This window comes from Paenibacillus thiaminolyticus, from assembly GCF_007066085.1.
GTDB lineage: Bacteria > Bacillota > Bacilli > Paenibacillales > Paenibacillaceae > Paenibacillus_B > Paenibacillus_B thiaminolyticus.
In genome coordinates, this window is sequence record NZ_CP041405.1 from 5,958,681 (window position 1) to 5,974,117 (window position 15,437).

Genomic DNA, 15,437 nt, shown 5'->3' on the forward strand with positions numbered 1-15,437 from the left:
AACGATGAGCGGGGGGAAGAAAATGAGTCATACGATATCATTTGAACAGGCGGCGAGCCGGGTGATGGTCGCGCTGGATTATGACGGGACGGCGGAGGCCCATCGTCTTATTGAGCAACTGGAGGGCATACCTTGCTATATGAAGGTAGGCATGCAGCTGTTCTACGCGGGCGGTCCCTCCTTCATCCGCGAGCTCAAGGAGCGCGGGTACAGCGTGTTCTTGGATGTGAAAATGCATGACATTCCGAATACGGTCAAGGGCGGGGCGAACAGCATTGCGAAGCTGGGCGTCGACATGTTCAACGTTCATGCGGCCGGAGGCAAAAAGATGATGCAGGCGGCCATCGAGGGCGTCGAGGCGGCCCGCGTGGCCGACCCTTCGCTGCCGCGTCCGGTGATTATCGCCGTTACGCAGCTTACGAGCACTACTAACGAAGTCATGAATGAAGAGATCGGCATTCCCGGCACGGTCGAAGAGACCGTCGTTCGTTATGCGAAGCTGACGCAGGAAGCCGGACTCGATGGGGTCGTCGCTTCTCCGCATGAAGTGAAGAGCATCAAGGCGGCCTGCGGCGATTCGTTCCGCACGGTTACGCCGGGCATTCGGCCGAAGGGCGCTCCGCTTCAGGATCAGTCCCGCGTGATGACTCCGGCGGAAGCGATGCGGCATGGCACGGATTATATTGTCGTAGGACGGCCGATTACGGAAGCGGAGGATCCGCGGGCAGCCTTACTATCCATTATCGAGGAGTTGATATAACGATGACAACGACGAAGAGAGAACGTGAGATTGCCGGGCATTTGTTATCTATAGAAGCGGTGGCGCTGCGGCCGCATGAGCCGTTCACATGGACGTCCGGAATCAAGTCCCCTATCTACTGCGATAACCGCTTGACAATGTCGTACCCCGAGATTCGGGGGGCCATCGCGGAAGGCTTCGCTTCCTTGGTCAAGGAATATGCGCCGGATGCGGAAGTCATCGCCGGAACGGCGACCGCCGGCATTCCGCATGCAGCCTGGGTTGCGGACAAGCTGGGGCTGCCCATGGCTTACATTCGCGACAAGGCGAAGGGACACGGGAAGCAGAATCAGATCGAAGGCCTGATTCGTCCGGGACAGAAAGTCGTCGTTATCGAAGATCTAATCTCGACCGGGGGCAGCTCGCTCAAAGCGGCGATGGCCGTCCGGGAAGCGGGGGCGGAGCCCCTTGCCGTATTCGCCATCTTCAGCTATGAGCTGGAAAAAGCGGAGCAGGCGTTCCGGGAAGCCGGAATCCCGCTGCATACGCTGTCCCGCTATACGGCGCTCATCGAGACGGCCCTGGAAGCGGGCGTCATTCAAGCAGAGGATCTCGATGTATTGGCATCCTGGCGCGTCAACCCGGCTTCCTGGGGCCATTAAGTTCCTTGGCAGCGACATCAATTGAGCCTAATCGACATAACGGTTAGGTTTTTTTCTTTTGTGACAAACATTTAACAGAAAAATGAGTATAACGTAGTAGTATAAACAGGAAATGATCGGAAGTTGGACAACCCCATCTTTGATGGAAGCGGCGGGACTAGCATTACAAAGATTGTAACTTTTCTTTCATTTCAATCGTTTATACTTAGGATGAGTTTTTGACGATATGTCCGAGAAAGGGGCGAATAATGCAATGAAATGGCTTCGCAAACGGAAGAAGTCAGACCGTGCCGAGGCATCCCCGGCTCTCGCGGCGAACGAGCAGGAAGAAGTGGCGCAAGAGAAGACGGAATACATAGAGGACAAGACACAAGCTGCAGCATGGCCTGCCCGAGCCCACCCGATCTCTCCGGATCAACCGCTCCTGGAAGTTCGGGCGGTTGAGCGGACGTTCCAGGTTGGCAGCCAGAAGCTGCATGTACTCAAAGGAATCGAGATGGAAGTGCATCCGGGCCAATTGGTTATGCTGAAGGGCCGATCCGGGTCTGGGAAGACGACACTGTTGAACATGCTTGGAGGGCTCGATCTGCCCACGAAGGGAGAGATCCGGTTCCGAGGGGAGCCGTTCTCGACATGGAGCGACGACAAGCGCACCGCGACGCGGCGCAGTGAGATCGGGTTCATTTTCCAAGCTTATGCACTTATGCCGCTATTGTCCGCTTATGAGAACGTTGAATTGTCGCTGCGGATGGCTAACGTGCCCCGCCATTTATGGAAGGAGCGGGTCCAATATTGCCTTGAGATGGTTGGATTGGGCAAGCGCATGAGCCACCGTCCCTTCGAGATGTCGGGGGGAGAGCAACAGCGGGTTGCGATTGCCAAATCGATTGCTCATAAGCCGCTGCTGTTATTGGCCGATGAGCCGACAGCGGAATTGGATTCACAAATGGGGGCTCAGGTAATGGGCGTCTTCCGGCAAATCATTCGTTCGGAAAAAATCGCCATCTGTATGACCACCCACGATCCCACAATTTTGGAGGTAGCTGATCATGTTTATGAAATGGTCGACGGAAGATTCATCACCTAGAAGCGCGCGCAAGTGGCGCCGTGTCGCCCTGGCACTGATGTGCGGCATGCTGCTGTTCACGTCCGCCTGCTCTCTTCTGCCGGATGAAGAGGAAGAGGAAGTATTGCCGACCATCACACCGCCTTCGGTATCGAAGAAGCCGGAATATGAAGTGGTTCGGAAGGATATGATTGTGCCTGTCTCCATGACGGGCAAATTGATGTCTGATCAGGAAGATATCCTGTTCTTCACGCTGGACAACAAGCCGATCAAGAATATTTATGTCAAGAACGGCGACTCGGTCAAAAAAGGCCAGGTCATCGCGGAGCTTGACGTGGATGATATGAAGAGGGATCTTCGCCAGAAGCGTTTGCAGCTGCGGGCCGAAGAAGTGAAGATGAAGGAAACGCTGCGCAAAAAAGATGAGATGGATCCGGTCGAATTCGAGGAAGCGCAGATTTTGTTCGAACAGAAGCAGCAGGAGCTTACCGATCTGCAGACAGATATTGATAAGGCGACGCTCACCTCTCCGTTCACGGGCACGATCGTATCGTTGACGGCGAAGAAGGGCGCGATGTCGAAGAAATACGATCCGGTGGCGATTGTCGCGGATACGACCCGGTTAACCGTAGCCGCTCAGCCATCGAAGGACGATCTGAAGCGCATCACTCCGGGGATGGAAGCCGAGGTCAGCATTAACTCGGTTGACGGCGTCATTAAGGGCAAGGTCAAGGCGCTTCCGCAACCATCGAATGATAATAATGGGGGCGGCCAGGGCGAGCCGCCGGAGCAGGACCGGATTGACAAGTACATGACAATCGAGGTGGAGAAGCTGCCGAAGGGAGTAACCCGAGGCATGATGCTTAGCGTCTCCGTCGTGACGAACAAGATTAAGGACGCTATCGTCATACCACCTTCTGCCTTGCGCACGATCGGTTCTCGCACCTATGTCCAGGTCGCCGACGAGAACGGCAGCAAGCGGGAAGTTGATGTCGAGGTTGGAGTGCAGAAGCCGACCGAGATTCAAATAATAGCCGGACTTGAACCGGGGCAGAAAGTAGTGGGCCGATAATATGGGAATTCCGTTACTGCGTTTTTTGTTCCGTAAAATGTGGAATACCCGCTGGCTGACGGTGAGCACGTTGGTAGGGCTCATCGTCGCGGTCTCTTTTACGGTCAGCATCCCGATGTACTCCGACGGGGCGTTAAAGCGTGTCGTAACGAAGACGCTGCAGGAGAACGGCGGTGGATTGCCGGCGGGTTCGTTGTTGATGAGATATCAAGGCTCGAGCGGAGCGAAGGTTGATCCGAACGCGCTGCAGGAGGTTGACCGGTATATCCGGGAGGACGTGAAGGAGCAGATCGGATTCCCGGTTCAGGAATTCGTCAACTTACGCGTTCTCCGCACGACGGAAGTATATCCGGTCGATCCGACGAAGGTCGATGCGAGCCGGGTGCGTTCGATGATGTTAGGATCACTGTCAGACCTGGATGACAAGGTTGAATGGACGAATGGCAAGGTGTATGCAGACGGAGAGTCCGGAGGCGTCATCGAGGCGGTTATGCTCGAGGAAGCGATGTATCGGAACGACCTTCATGTCGGCGCGGAGCTGGAATATCCGATTCGTGGAGATAATCCGACGACGCTGCGCGTCAAGATCGTCGGCACCTTCAAGCCGAAGGACGAGACGAGCGCCTATTGGTTCCAGGGGCTGGAAGGATTGATGAGCTCCCTCATCGTCTCGCCGGACACCTTGAGCAAGTCGATTATGGGCGATCATAAAGTCGCTCTGCAGCAGTCAAGCTGGTATTATGCCTTTGATTTGCGCGAAGTTCAGACCAGTCACTTGTCGCCGCTGGAGCGGACGCTGAATCGTCTCGGCATCGAACTGTATCAGAAGCTGCCCGGAACACAGGTGGAGATCTCGTTCGCGAAGGTGCTGGACGAATTCCGCAGCCAGAGCATCCAATTGCAGATGATGCTATTTACGTTGGCGGCGCCGATGATCGCCATGGTGTTCTATTACATAGCGATGAATGCCAATCAGGCATTGGAGAAGCAGCAAAGCGACATTGCGGTTCTGCGGAGCCGCGGCGCCAGTACGGGGCAAATTATATTGCTCTATTTGCTGGAAGGCCTTATACTTGGGGCGGCCGCGCTTGCGATTGCGCCGCTCATAGGCTGGTTCATGGCCAAATCGATCGGATCGGCCAACGGATTCCTTGAATTCGTCAACCGCAAATCGATTCCGGTCGGATTTACGACCGACGCGGTCATCTTCGGTACGGCCGCGGTACTGATCGCGCTCATGGCCAGCGTCATTCCGGCCGTCCTGTTCGCGCGCCAGTCGATCGTCAATCTGAAGCAGAAGCTGGCCCGGAAGGACAAGAGTCCGTTCTGGCAAAAATGGTTCCTTGATGTTCTGCTGGTTGCGGCGGCTGGATATGGATATTATATGCTGAGTCAGCAGCAGCTTCTGTCATTCAAGACGGGAATGACCTCGGATCAGCTGCAAGTGCAGCCGTTCCTGTTCTTTATTCCGGCGCTTGCGATATTCGCTTGCGGACTGTTCTTTTTGCGGCTGTTTCCGCTGCTGCTGCGCCTGTTCCAATGGATTGGCGGCAAGCTGCTGCCGGTTCCGCTGTACTTGACGCTGACTCAGCTGTCCCGCTCCGCGAAATCATATTATCCGCTTATGATTTTGCTTATTCTGACGCTCGGGCTCGGCGTATATAATGCATCAGCGGCACGGACGATCGACACGAATTCAACGGAACGCACGCTGTATCAATATGGCGCCGATGTCGTCATCGAGACCGTCTGGGAAACCACGCTCGTCGTTGATCGGAAGGATCAGGGGGGCAAGCAAGGCGGTAACAATGGAGGCAATAATGGAGGAGGCGGTGCCGGAGGTCCGGGAAGCCCAGGCGGGCCTGGAGGGCAGCAGCCTCCGAAAGGGAAGACAATTCTGAACGAACCTCCGTTCGAAGTGTTCCGCAAGCTGCCGGGCGTCGAGGCGGCAGCCAGAGTGATGCAGGCGAAGGGGAATGTCGTTGTCTCCGGACGCTCTATCGGCCAGGGGATGGTCGTTGGCATCGATAATGACGAGTTCGCGAAGGTGGCCTGGTTCCGGAACGATTTGTTCCCGCAGCACCCGTTCACATATCTCGATGCACTAGGGAAGTATTATGAGGGCGCAGCCGTCATTATTCCGACCAATATCGCGAAGACGTACGAGTTGAAGCCGGGGGATGTCATTTCGATCTCCCTTCAGGATCAGATGGTGGAGTTCGTCGTCGCGGCGATACTGCCGTACTGGCCAAGTCAATATCCGGATCAGACGCCATTTTTTATTACGAATCTGGAATATATTTATGATCAGGTGCCTGTCATGAAATATGATGTATGGCTGAAGATGAAGGAGAAAGCGCCGGTTGGACCGGCAATCGAAGAGCTTCAGAAAGCAAACATCGATATTGTCACCTACACGGACGTGCGAAGCGAACTGGCGAAACAGAGCAAGCATCCGACCCGTGGAGGCATCTTCGGCATCCTGAGCATGGGCTTCCTGATTTCGGTCATTATTTCGCTTATCGGGTACTTGCTGTACTGGTTCTTCAACTTATCGAGCCGTGTCGTGCAGTTCGGGATTTTGCGGGCGATGGGTCTGTCGCGCCGGCAGCTGACAGGGATGCTGCTCCTGGAGCAAATCTTCACAGCGGGCTTATCGATCGGTATCGGCATTTTGCTCGGCAAGCTGGCCAGCCGCCTGTTCCTTCCGTTCCTGCAATCTGCTGAAAATGCGAAGATGCAGGTTCCACCGTTCCGAATCATTTTCGATGCGAAAGATACGATGCAGCTGTATGTCGTAGTCGGCGTCATGATGCTGACGGGCGCGACGCTGCTGTTCATGCAGATTCGCCGCCTGCGGGTGCATCAAGCCGTGAAGATGGGAGAGGAGCGTTAAGCGATGATTCATTGTGAAGGCCTTGTCAAAATATACAAGACAGACGATATTGAAGTCGTGGCCCTGCAAGGCTTGAACTTGACCGTCAAGCAAGGAGAACTGATGGCGATCATCGGGAACAGCGGCAGCGGCAAATCGACATTGCTAAATACGTTGGGCGGCTTGGACCGCCCCTCTGCCGGCACCGTGCGGGTCGGCAAATGGGATCTGCTGAAGATAACCGATGAGCAGCTGGTCGAATACAAGCGGGATACGGTCGGATTTATATGGCAGAACAATGCCAGGAACCTGCTTCCTTATTTGACCGCTCTCGAAAATGTGGAAGTGCCGATGATGCTCGGAGGGAAGATGGACCGCGCCTATGCGAAAGAGCTGCTGGAGGCGGTCGGCCTGGGCCATCGGATGAACAACAAGCTGCACCAGCTCTCTGGTGGGGAGCAGCAGCGGGTAGCCATCGCCATCTCACTGGCCAATCGTCCCCAATTACTATTAGCGGATGAACCGACAGGGTCGGTAGATACGCAGACTTCCGATATGATCATGGATATTTTCCGGCGCATGAACCGGGAGATGGGGGTCACGGTTGTCATTGTCACCCACGATCTGACGCTGGCGGGCAAGGTCGATCGGGTCGTCGCGATTCGCGACGGCTTGACGAGCACCGAGTTCATTAAGCGGAATCCGAATCTGGATGAGGGTGAGGATCAAGGGTTTGCAGGGCAAGGACTTCAGGATCATCATGAAGCGTATGTCGTTGTCGACCGCGTCGGACGCCTGCAGGTGCCGAAGGAGTACCTGGAGGCTCTCCACATTACAGATAAGGCATCTATGGAAATAGACGGAGATAAAATTATTATCCGCACACCGAAAGAGTTGGAGGGGTAACCAGTGGGTTCAAAAAAATGGGTACGAAAGCTGTTATTGGCGACCATGGCCATTGCGATGATAATTCCCATGCTGGCAGCTTGTACGAAGACAGATGAAGTTAAGCCAGGCCAGGAGCGCGTGCTGCGCATCGGTGTCCTGTACGGCGGGAATGACGACACTTATTTCCGTTCTCAGTATACCGACGTGTTCGAATTTTCGAAGCAAGGGGCCATTAACATTGAGATCGTCCCCGCTGTGGATCAGTCCGATCGATGGGGATCGAACGGAGAATATAAACAGCCTGATTATGTAGAGGCGTTCAAGAAGATTATGACTGGAGCCAACCCGGTGGATGTCGTCGTCATTGATGCTTCACAATACCAGGCACTTGTGCGGGACGGCTTGCTCAAGCAGATCGATCCGCTCCTTCAGCAGGATAAAATCGATACGAACGACTTCGTGCCGACGGTGATCGACGGGTTGAAGGCGATGGGTGACAATAACTTGTACGGCGTGGCCCCTACATTTACCTCTGAGGCTTTATTCTATAATCGGACGTTATTCAATGAAGCAGGGGTCGAACCGCCGACGGACAACATGACATGGGATCAAGTGTTCGATAAAGCGAAGCTCGTATCCAAGGGGGAAGGCCAAGATCGTGTCTATGGCTTCTCCTTCAATCATTATTTCGGCAGTGATCCGTACTGGGATATGATAAATACGTATGTTACCCCGCTTAATCTTCGGATGATTGATGATAAGGCGGATTATATGACAGTCAATAGTCCACAGTGGGAGAAAGTATGGACAACAATCTCCAAACTGGTCGCTGAAAAGATAATTCCGGGTCCTAACGCGGAAATGCCGGAGTCCCCGGAAGGTCAATTCAATCCGTTCCAGTATGACAACTTCCTGTCCGGGCGAACGGCGATGGTGCTCGGCGATTATTCGTTCATCAATTCCGATCTGTCGGATGCGATGAAAAACGCGGATAAAATCAAAGGCTTCACGAAATTCGATTGGGATGTCGTGACGTTCCCTTCCCATCCGGAAGCTCCGGGCATTTCCGGCTCCGTCTACTTAAGAGAAATTTTTGCCGTCAATCAGAAGGCGGGGAATCCGGACGATGCTTGGGATTTCGTCAAGTTCGTCTCAAGCGATGAATGGGCGAAGCTCCGCTCCCGCAGCAGCTATGAACTGGTAGCGCGCCAGAAGTATATCCAGCCTAAGGATGGGATCAACTTTAATATTTCCGCATTCTACACCATGAAGCCAACTCCGCCTATCACGCAAAAAGAGGAAGAATTGTTCTCAAAGTATAGTTTATATGAGTTGAACGAAATCGGGCGCAACTTGTTCCAGGAGGTTATGGACAACAAGAAGGGCATAAGCGATGCGTTGAAGGAATGGGAGACGAAGGGCAACCAGGTCTTGAAAAAGAAACAGGCCAGCCCCGTCTACAGTAAATAAATAACTTCATAAGGACCGGCATGCCTGCAAAGGCATCGCCGGTCTTTTCAAGTTGCGGCAGCTCTACCGCCTACCACCGCTGCGGCTTCAGCTGTCGTCTCTGCTACCGGCCCTGTACCATCCACCGCTTTTGCACCGTCCGCCACGGCTGCTACCGCCCTTGCGCCGTCCACCACAGTTGCCCCATCCCGCCGCTGCTACTGCCCTGCGCCGTCCACCGCCGCAGCCCCATCCCGCCGCTGCGCCGTCCACCCAACACGGCTGCATGATTGTCGAGCATATCGAACACAATAGTACCGACTGATGAAGAAAGGAGCCAGGATGGCAATGCATTGGATTTATTGGGGGAAGCTGTACAATACCAAGTTCCAGGCCCGCTGCCTGCAGGAACGGCTGGAGCAGGATGCATGGATATATGGATATGACACGCCATATGAGGTTGAGGTCTTCCGCTCCCGCAAAGGAAAATACGGAGTCCGCTTCGTCCTCTGAAGCGGGACGGGAAGAAAATATCATTTTTTTATACATTTTTCTTGACTGTTCATGTACTGATATAGTATAGTAATACTTGTCGCTACGAAAGCAAGGCCAATGTACAATGTCGCGGGGTGGAGCAGTCCGGTAGCTCGTCGGGCTCATAACCCGAAGGTCGTAGGTTCAAATCCTGCCCCCGCAACCAATATTTTTTCAATAAAGCAATGGCGTAGGGGCCCTTAGCTCAGTTGGTCAGAGCGGTCGGCTCATAACCGATTGGTCGTGGGTTCGAGTCCCTCAGGGCCCACCAAAACCGTTGTTTTCAAAGATTCATAGTGTTCGCGCACTGTATGTGCCGGGGTGGCGGAATTGGCAGACGCACAGGACTTAAAATCCTGCGGTAGGTGACTACCGTACCGGTTCGATCCCGGTCCTCGGCACCATTAATTGAAATGCCTGTACATAGAGAGTTCTGGATGACAGCGGTCATTAGCAGAGCTTTTTTTATTTTCATCCGTATGGATTTAGAAGCTGTCTTACACTATCATATCGCGTGAATAATATTAGGGAAGAGGAGGAAGCGGCTGTGGGGATTCAAATTCAAGAGGATTGGGCAGCATTGCTGCATGACGAGATTAGGCAGCCTTATTTCAAGGAGCTATGGGGATGGCTGAAGCAGGAATATGAGCGTACGGTGGTATATCCGCCATTTGATCTTATCTTCTCGGCACTCCATTATACTTCTTATGCGGACACGAAAGTGGTCATCGTGGGACAAGACCCGTACCATGGACCTGGACAGGCGCATGGACTAAGCTTCTCCGTGCAGCCGGGCGTACGCATTCCACCCTCGCTCGTGAACATGCTGAAGGAGAGTGCGAGCGATATCGGCACGACGATGCCGCAGCATGGCTGTCTCATACCTTGGGCGAAGCAGGGTGTGCTGATGCTGAATACAGTGCTGACCGTGCGCCAGGGGCAAGCGGCATCCCATCGCGGCATGGGGTGGGAGCAATTCACCGATCGCATTATTCAGCTGTTGAATGAGCGGGAACAGCCGCTTGTGTTCGTGCTGTGGGGATCATTCGCCCAGGCGAAGCAATCCATGATCGACACGAGACGGCATGGAATCGTCAAAGGTCCGCATCCGAGTCCGCTGTCGGCACACCGCGGTTTTTTTGGCAGCCGCCCGTTCTCGCAAGTCAATGAATGGCTGCGTTCACGCGGAGAAACCGAGATCAATTGGCAGCTTCCTCCGGTTGCGGATATTCCAGCAGAGGATTTGCCGCAGATCGGATAAAACGTCGGGCTTATACGGAAGCCCTCTGCCCGCAACAGATGCGAATCCAGCGGAGAGAGAGGCATTCCCGCCAGGGCTTACCGGCTGGAGCAGGAACATGGAAGCAACTAACGGGGCAGGGATTCATAATTTGTTGACAAGAGCCCTGCCCGATGATATACTATATCTATCGATGTGTTCTGATAGCTCAGTAGGGAGAGCACCATCTTGACAGGGTGGGGGTCGGCGGTTCGAGCCCGTCTCAGAACACCATACTATTACCAATGATGTCCTTGAATATTCAAGGGCTTTTTTATATTTTTAACCTCTTAGTTGATGCAGGTCTCCCGCCAATGTTTAGAAGCCGTGATGTTATAAGTACCTCTTCCTCTTAACCTTAGTATCCCAACAGTTCAGGGACACGAAGTAGTCCCTCTGTCTCTTATGGTCAGTATCCCCACTACGCAGGAAAGGTGAATTGTTGGGCGCCTGGTGGTCTAGGGATTCATGGTAGGTCTGGGAACCTGACTCATTGGGAGAACGGTCGTAAGCACCCAGCATACCCAACACACCCAACGCAACAGATCACTTGACCACCAGAGTGATGTAAATCATGCGAAAAGATCACGGGATGCGATAGGCATGATCAGCTGGCTAAGCGAAGGGGAGAATACGTTAGAGGATGGGAGCGGCATCCTAGATGGTGACGCGAAGGAAGAGGTGCTTGGACGGACATTAGGTATTTGGCAGGGTGAATGGAACGGGGAGATATCAGGGCGATTAGGTTTAAAAGAATAGGGTTCAGGAGAAAATGCCAATAGTGATTTCCAAGTTGCGGAGCATTCGGAGGTAGTACGGATGAATAATCGCATGCAGTGGCTGGTCTTTATGGCTGCGCTGTTGAGTGTCCTATTGGTTGCTGTCGGCTGTACCGCCTGGGCTCGCGGTGCGGCTCCTCTGCCACAGCCGGATCGTCTTGGGCCGTCAACTCCCGTCATTCAACAGGATGTGTACGGAACAGGCGTCCGGACTCGTGTATATTCGCCTTAACCGAGAGCCTGACAGAAGGCCTTGTTCCGGTCCAGAAGTCCACATTCTGGGTCAGGAACAAGGCCGTTATTGTGATGATTAGGGCTTGGCGATGGCGCCGCCCTGCTCTTCTTCACGGGCTTGATCGGTATCAAGGAATGTCGTCTCCTCTTCCCATCTGCGGGAATAGGCCTTCTTGGTGACGAACAGACATAACCAAATTGTAAGAATGAAGAAAATGACCGATACAATAATGGTGACCATTATTGAATTCAATGCGTTCCCTCCTTCGAATCACTGTGAGATAGATCACAATTAACTATACATGAAATCTAATTTTTTGTATAATGATATCTTATCTAAAACCGAAAAATTGTGCATAAATTTGACAATTGGTTGACAAGTGAGGAAGGTGTAACCATGGCAGCAGAAGTGATTGAAGTAAAAACCGAAGGACAGCTTCAGCAATGTTTGGAAATTCGCATGGAAGTCTTTGTGGAAGAGCAGAAAGTGCCTCTGGAAGAAGAGATTGATGAGCTGGATCACCTGGATGCGGAAAGCAATCATATCCTCATAACGGTAGACGGACTAGTCGCGGCGACCGGGCGGATTAAATGGCTGGATGAGACGACAGCGAAAATGCAGCGCATCGCTGTATTGAAGTCATTCCGCGGGAGCGGGATCGGCCGATCACTCATGGTTGCGCTGGAGCAGCTTGCCTGTTCCATGGGAGCGGAGAAGAGTGTATTGGACGGGCAGTGTCAGGCGGAAGGATTTTATCATTCTCTTGGCTATACGACCGTGTCGGAAGAGCCGTTCTACGATGCAGGCATTCTGCATGTCCGCATGGAGAAGAAGTTGTAATATTCCCCAGGTCTCCGGGCAAGCTAAGATGGTCTGCTTGATGCAGAACATCTTCTTCAGGAGGCGCAGCGAATGGACAATCGAGAGACGATCGTAGCGGTGCAAAAGAACGGGGATGGCGATTTGACCGCATTCCAGACAAGCACAGGAAGACAGCTGTCCTACGAACAAGCTCTGAATGAGGTTCAGGCGGGGAACATTGCCGGGGTCAATGTCTTCAAAGGCAGAGACGGAGGGATGTATCTGCGCGGCGACGCAGATGGAGACCCGACCAATAACTTGGATAATCTGCCACTGTTCTGACAGGAGGACGGTACGGCCATAGAACACCGGCAAGCGGTGCGCGTTAGCGCTGCTTGCCGGTGTTGTGTCTATTACAGAATCTCTATCTGTTCCTGCTGTGGCACGAATCTCATTCGCCCCGTCTTGCCTTCGAAGGTATCCCGCTCATCTCCATAATGCATCAGCCACAGTCTTTCCTGTATGAAATCCGGCAAGGTGAGCAGATCGTCAAGTCCCGCATGCACCTCCGCTTTGCCGCGCAGCTGGCAATCGTGGAAGATGGTCGTCACGCCTTGCTCCTCAACGAGCCAACGGAGCAGCTCGGGCTCGAACTGCATATCCGCGCTATAAAAAAACGTATCATTGAACAGAAAGGAGAAGCTTCGTTTCCCGGGAATATGCGGGGTCTCCAGCAGCTTCACCTTCAGACCGGACAGCGGCTCTGATATCTGGCCAGGTTCTATCGGGTGAACCTCGAAGGCATCGTCCAGGCAAGTCAAGCCCTCTTGCGTCAGCCCGCCCTTGAGCGTATGCTCCCAGAGCGGGGCAACGAGCGGAGCGGCGATGAACAGCTTCGGCTTGCGATGGTACCGGAATTTCATCTGGAAGGCGTATTCCTCCAGCCCGCCCACGTGATCGCCATGAATATGGCTGATGAGGACACCGTCCAATTCATCGAAGGATATGCCCATTTGGTATAGAGCTTGCGGCGCGGTGATACCGCAATCCGCCAGGAGCTTGTTGTTTTTCGTATATATTAACGCATTATTATTGAAATATTTTTTGGCAAAGGCACTTCCTGTGCCAATCATTTGTATGCGAAGTGTCATCCAATCCCTCCGTAACCGTCTGTCCCCAAATTGTCAGCATGATTTTGCTTTTACTCTAACACCTGCTTCCCGAATTCACAAGTCAGCAGGCGGGCAGCGGGAGAGAAAGCGGGAACGGGGGGGGCCTGAAAAACACCGGATTCGAAAGATTTTTTTCGCAACTCTCCATGCTCAGCCGAGTATAACTTAACAACAAAGCAGTTGGAGGTATCGCGATGAAATGCAGAAGAAGAATCGCAGCACTGGCTCTGCTCGGTACCATCTTGAGCGGAACGTTCGCAACGGTACAAGTCTCGGCGCAAGAGGCAGAATCGGCGGCTACAGTAGGAGAAAAAGTGCAGGTCGTGGTCAATGGAAGCACGATCCAGGACGGAGGGCTTATGGTTGATGGACGAGCGTTTTTGTCCGTACGCCAATTGAGTGACGCGTTGCAGGCATTCGTCACTTGGGATGAGGCCAATAAAAAAGTCATTATCGAGAAGCCTAACGTAGATATCCTTTTATCCAAAGACAACACCGCGTTCGGTAAAGTTCAGACGGGCAAAACTTCGTTTTCCATATTTGCGCAAGTTGATAATTTTCCTTCTTCCTTAGAGGCTGTCAAATTAACGATTACTGACCCGAAAGGGAATGCGACACTTATTCAGCAGTTCAGCGTCGAGGAGAAAAAAGATGACCCTCTCTGGCTGCGTACGGACGAATTCAAGTACGATTTCAAGTCGAAGGGCGACTACCTAATTTCTTGCTATCTCAAGCAAAAGGATGGGGAATTTATTCTGGTGTCGCAGAAGAAATTGCCGGCCATCTGATCGCGTTCATCCCATCCTTTTCAGCAATATGTGAACCTATGAACGGATCATCCGCGCCTACATACTTAGATATCGCTCCTGCTTCGTTGACCTGCTCTTCAGAAAGTGGTACGATACGGAAGTGTAACCAACACATTACCTGAAAATAAAGGAGATTCACGCATGAGCGAACATCAACATACTCATGACCATGACTGCGGCTGCGGACATGATCACGAACATGACGAATTGGTCGTCACACTGGTAGATGAAGAGGGCAATGAGATCGATATGGCTCTCGTTGAGACGTTCAATGTAGGCGAGCAAGTATATGCTCTGTTGCTGGAACGCAACAATCCGGAAGCGGATGGCATCATTGTGCGCGTTGACGAAGAGGATGAAGATATGGTACTGAATCCGATTGAAGACGACGAGGAATGGGAGCGCGTGCAGCAGGCTTACGATCAGATGGTGGCCTCCCAGGAAGACTAATTTGAACAAGCCGCTTTGCAGCGGCCTGCCCGTTGAAGACGATGAAGCTCCGAGCGCTGGCTCGGAGCTTTTTTGCTGTGGTGTCACGTATGTCGAATTCGTTCCTATTTATTTGCGCGGATTGAAGTACATGGTCCTGCCGTTGAACAAAGTTAATTCAGCCTTCCACTTCTTGGCTAAATATTTGCACAACTCGTTGCCTTTCGACTTGTCCCCATGGGTGGCCCCTTCCGGGAGGACGACCTGGACGTGGGAACGGGGCGGATCCCCCTCCTTCGTTCCAGTGCCGAACACGATATAATGATATTGGGGAGAGGTTCCCTTCAGGTAGAACCAATGCTCTTCCTGTTCGGGCTTCGTCTCGATTGTATACGGGAACGCGGCATCGGCGTATTCCCAACCCAATTGCTCTCCGGTCAAGCTGGTCTGGTGCCGGTAACTGAGAAGCTGTTCTTTCAATTCATCCAGTGTGACGGATGGTACGGCCGATCCTTCCACAAATGTAATGAATGCGCTTTGGCTCATCCTTCCACCTCCATGCAACCTCGGATCATCCTCATCATATCATCGCGCTCCCTAGTTGGCAATATTTACATGAGGGAACGGCAATAGTTGGTCGATTCCTAT

The 15,437-nt window shown here is 53.0% G+C and carries 17 protein-coding genes and 4 tRNA genes; 18 read left to right on the forward strand and 3 right to left on the reverse strand.

All coding sequences use genetic code 11. From position 1 onward, the window contains the following. Positions 1 to 22: 22 nt before the first annotated feature. The 14 genes from pyrF (at position 23) to FLT43_RS26330 (ending at position 11,575) form a co-directional block, all read left to right on the forward strand. Positions 23 to 760 (forward strand): orotidine-5'-phosphate decarboxylase, encoded by a 738-nt coding sequence (gene pyrF, locus FLT43_RS26270; protein ID WP_087442180.1) that lies wholly within the window; start codon positions 23 to 25, stop codon positions 758 to 760. A 2-nt stretch (positions 761 to 762) separates the two neighbouring features. Next, a complete protein-coding gene (gene pyrE, locus FLT43_RS26275; RefSeq protein WP_087442181.1) occupies positions 763 to 1,401 on the forward strand; it encodes an orotate phosphoribosyltransferase in 639 nt (212 codons plus the stop codon). 253 nt (positions 1,402 to 1,654) lie between these two features. Continuing rightward, entirely contained in the window at positions 1,655 to 2,488 is an 834-nt protein-coding gene (locus FLT43_RS26280) for an ABC transporter ATP-binding protein (protein WP_240927721.1), read from the forward strand. Continuing rightward, positions 2,451 to 3,539, forward strand: coding sequence for an efflux RND transporter periplasmic adaptor subunit (locus tag FLT43_RS26285; RefSeq protein ID WP_087442183.1), 1,089 nt, complete (start codon positions 2,451 to 2,453; stop codon positions 3,537 to 3,539). Before FLT43_RS26280 ends, FLT43_RS26285 begins: the two co-directional genes overlap by 38 nt. A 1-nt stretch (position 3,540) precedes the next feature. Continuing rightward, on the forward strand, positions 3,541 to 6,435 hold the full coding sequence (locus tag FLT43_RS26290; protein WP_087442184.1) for an ABC transporter permease: 2,895 nt from the start codon (positions 3,541 to 3,543) through the stop codon (positions 6,433 to 6,435). Between the two features lie 3 nt (positions 6,436 to 6,438). Then, positions 6,439 to 7,320: an ABC transporter ATP-binding protein gene (locus FLT43_RS26295; RefSeq protein ID WP_087442185.1), complete on the forward strand. Its 882-nt coding sequence runs from the start codon at positions 6,439 to 6,441 to the stop codon at positions 7,318 to 7,320. Positions 7,321 to 7,323: 3 nt separating this feature from the next. Next, positions 7,324 to 8,772, forward strand: coding sequence for an ABC transporter substrate-binding protein (locus tag FLT43_RS26300; protein ID WP_087442186.1), 1,449 nt, complete (start codon positions 7,324 to 7,326; stop codon positions 8,770 to 8,772). A 327-nt stretch (positions 8,773 to 9,099) separates the two neighbouring features. Next, entirely contained in the window at positions 9,100 to 9,264 is a 165-nt protein-coding gene (locus FLT43_RS29510; protein WP_164776213.1) for a hypothetical protein, read from the forward strand. A gap of 110 nt (positions 9,265 to 9,374) precedes the next feature. After that, a tRNA-Met gene (locus tag FLT43_RS26305) sits at positions 9,375 to 9,451 on the forward strand. Between the two features lie 28 nt (positions 9,452 to 9,479). Further along, positions 9,480 to 9,556, forward strand: a tRNA-Ile gene (locus FLT43_RS26310). A 44-nt stretch (positions 9,557 to 9,600) separates the two neighbouring features. After that, positions 9,601 to 9,689 (forward strand) — tRNA-Leu (locus tag FLT43_RS26315). A gap of 143 nt (positions 9,690 to 9,832) precedes the next feature. Then, a complete protein-coding gene (gene ung, locus FLT43_RS26320) occupies positions 9,833 to 10,546 on the forward strand; it encodes a uracil-DNA glycosylase (protein WP_087442187.1) in 714 nt (237 codons plus the stop codon). 176 nt (positions 10,547 to 10,722) lie between these two features. After that, positions 10,723 to 10,798 (forward strand) — tRNA-Val (locus tag FLT43_RS26325). Between the two features lie 585 nt (positions 10,799 to 11,383). After that, positions 11,384 to 11,575: a hypothetical protein gene (locus FLT43_RS26330; RefSeq protein ID WP_087442188.1), complete on the forward strand. Its 192-nt coding sequence runs from the start codon at positions 11,384 to 11,386 to the stop codon at positions 11,573 to 11,575. Between the two features lie 78 nt (positions 11,576 to 11,653). Here the strand turns inward: FLT43_RS26330 and FLT43_RS29515 are convergent, their stop codons facing one another. Further along, complete coding sequence (locus tag FLT43_RS29515; protein WP_164776204.1) at positions 11,654 to 11,830, reverse strand: hypothetical protein; 177 nt, start codon at positions 11,828 to 11,830, stop codon at positions 11,654 to 11,656. Positions 11,831 to 11,974: 144 nt separating this feature from the next. Between FLT43_RS29515 and FLT43_RS26335 the strand changes: the two genes are divergently transcribed. Then, on the forward strand, positions 11,975 to 12,418 hold the full coding sequence (locus tag FLT43_RS26335) for a GNAT family N-acetyltransferase (protein ID WP_087442189.1): 444 nt from the start codon (positions 11,975 to 11,977) through the stop codon (positions 12,416 to 12,418). Positions 12,419 to 12,490: 72 nt separating this feature from the next. Further along, the gene (locus FLT43_RS26340; RefSeq protein ID WP_087442190.1) at positions 12,491 to 12,721 is read left to right on the forward strand and encodes a DUF3892 domain-containing protein; all 231 of its coding nucleotides are present in this window, start codon (positions 12,491 to 12,493) and stop codon (positions 12,719 to 12,721) included. 71 nt (positions 12,722 to 12,792) lie between these two features. Here the strand turns inward: FLT43_RS26340 and FLT43_RS26345 are convergent, their stop codons facing one another. Further along, positions 12,793 to 13,530, reverse strand: coding sequence for an MBL fold metallo-hydrolase (locus tag FLT43_RS26345; protein WP_087442191.1), 738 nt, complete (start codon positions 13,528 to 13,530; stop codon positions 12,793 to 12,795). A gap of 215 nt (positions 13,531 to 13,745) precedes the next feature. On the opposite strand from FLT43_RS26345, the gene FLT43_RS26350 reads away from it, so the two are divergent. Together FLT43_RS26350 and FLT43_RS26355 are read left to right on the forward strand one after the other, a co-directional pair. Next, a complete protein-coding gene (locus tag FLT43_RS26350; RefSeq protein WP_087442192.1) occupies positions 13,746 to 14,339 on the forward strand; it encodes a stalk domain-containing protein in 594 nt (197 codons plus the stop codon). 162 nt (positions 14,340 to 14,501) lie between these two features. Beyond that, positions 14,502 to 14,810, forward strand: a complete 309-nt coding sequence (locus tag FLT43_RS26355; protein WP_087442193.1) for a DUF1292 domain-containing protein — start codon at positions 14,502 to 14,504, stop codon at positions 14,808 to 14,810. Positions 14,811 to 14,918: 108 nt separating this feature from the next. Here FLT43_RS26355 and FLT43_RS26360 read toward each other — a convergent pair whose 3' ends face one another. Next, entirely contained in the window at positions 14,919 to 15,335 is a 417-nt protein-coding gene (locus FLT43_RS26360; protein ID WP_087442194.1) for a DUF1885 family protein, read from the reverse strand. Positions 15,336 to 15,437: the final 102 nt, after the last annotated feature.

Excerpts from the sequence above, each read along its gene's own strand:
- FLT43_RS26290 (WP_087442184.1), top strand. The coding sequence starts at position 3,541 with ATGGGAATTCCGTTACTGCGTTTTTTGTTCCGTAAAATGTGGAATACC.
- pyrE (WP_087442181.1), top strand. The coding sequence starts at position 763 with ATGACAACGACGAAGAGAGAACGTGAGATTGCCGGGCATTTGTTATCT.
- FLT43_RS29510 (WP_164776213.1), top strand. The coding sequence starts at position 9,100 with ATGCATTGGATTTATTGGGGGAAGCTGTACAATACCAAGTTCCAGGCC.
- FLT43_RS26330 (WP_087442188.1), top strand. The coding sequence starts at position 11,384 with ATGAATAATCGCATGCAGTGGCTGGTCTTTATGGCTGCGCTGTTGAGT.
- FLT43_RS26340 (WP_087442190.1), top strand. The coding sequence starts at position 12,491 with ATGGACAATCGAGAGACGATCGTAGCGGTGCAAAAGAACGGGGATGGC.
- pyrF (WP_087442180.1), top strand. The coding sequence starts at position 23 with ATGAGTCATACGATATCATTTGAACAGGCGGCGAGCCGGGTGATGGTC.
- FLT43_RS26285 (WP_087442183.1), top strand. The coding sequence starts at position 2,451 with ATGTTTATGAAATGGTCGACGGAAGATTCATCACCTAGAAGCGCGCGC.
- FLT43_RS26295 (WP_087442185.1), top strand. The coding sequence starts at position 6,439 with ATGATTCATTGTGAAGGCCTTGTCAAAATATACAAGACAGACGATATT.
- FLT43_RS26360 (WP_087442194.1), bottom strand. The coding sequence starts at position 15,335 with ATGAGCCAAAGCGCATTCATTACATTTGTGGAAGGATCGGCCGTACCA.
- FLT43_RS26280 (WP_240927721.1), top strand. The coding sequence starts at position 1,655 with ATGAAATGGCTTCGCAAACGGAAGAAGTCAGACCGTGCCGAGGCATCC.
- FLT43_RS26345 (WP_087442191.1), bottom strand. The coding sequence starts at position 13,530 with ATGACACTTCGCATACAAATGATTGGCACAGGAAGTGCCTTTGCCAAA.
- FLT43_RS26335 (WP_087442189.1), top strand. The coding sequence starts at position 11,975 with ATGGCAGCAGAAGTGATTGAAGTAAAAACCGAAGGACAGCTTCAGCAA.
- FLT43_RS26350 (WP_087442192.1), top strand. The coding sequence starts at position 13,746 with ATGAAATGCAGAAGAAGAATCGCAGCACTGGCTCTGCTCGGTACCATC.
- FLT43_RS26355 (WP_087442193.1), top strand. The coding sequence starts at position 14,502 with ATGAGCGAACATCAACATACTCATGACCATGACTGCGGCTGCGGACAT.